Source organism: Oribacterium sp. HCP28S3_H8 (genome assembly GCF_052064775.1).
Classification (GTDB): domain Bacteria; phylum Bacillota; class Clostridia; order Lachnospirales; family Lachnospiraceae; genus Oribacterium.
This window is the reverse complement of sequence record NZ_JBQHUZ010000041.1, coordinates 1-358: the sequence shown is the minus strand read 5'-3', so window position 1 is coordinate 358 and position 358 is coordinate 1. Positions and strand designations below refer to the sequence as shown.

The 358-nt window shown below is 41.1% G+C and carries 1 rRNA gene; it reads right to left on the bottom strand.

Annotated features, from left to right (window positions below):
• Positions 1 to 238 precede the first annotated feature (238 nt).
• A 5S ribosomal RNA gene (rrf, locus tag ACTNEN_RS13385) occupies positions 239 to 356 on the bottom strand.
• Between the last annotated feature and the right edge of the window lie 2 nt (positions 357 to 358).

Here is a 358-nt window from a genome sequence, read left to right as displayed (position 1 = left end):
GGACCTGGTTTCTGGATCTTACCTTTACGGTAATTCCTGGTTTTGTTTTTAGATTTGGAACATTTGCATGTTCCATCCTCGGATGTCTTACTCTATTTCGTATAGAATAATGTATTTATTTCGCAGTATGCAATTTTCAAGGTACGAAGTGAAAATCATGTTTTATGATTTCCACAGTTACGATCATGGATCATGAATCCATCGTGTTCCTCACAGATCGTAATAAATTTATCATAATGTCTGGCACCCACCTATGTTCCCACATCGTTACCAATGTAGTATTTTCGGCCGGCTACGTCTTAACCGTCGTGTTCGGGATGGGAACGGGTGTTACCCATAGCCGCATCAGCACCAGACA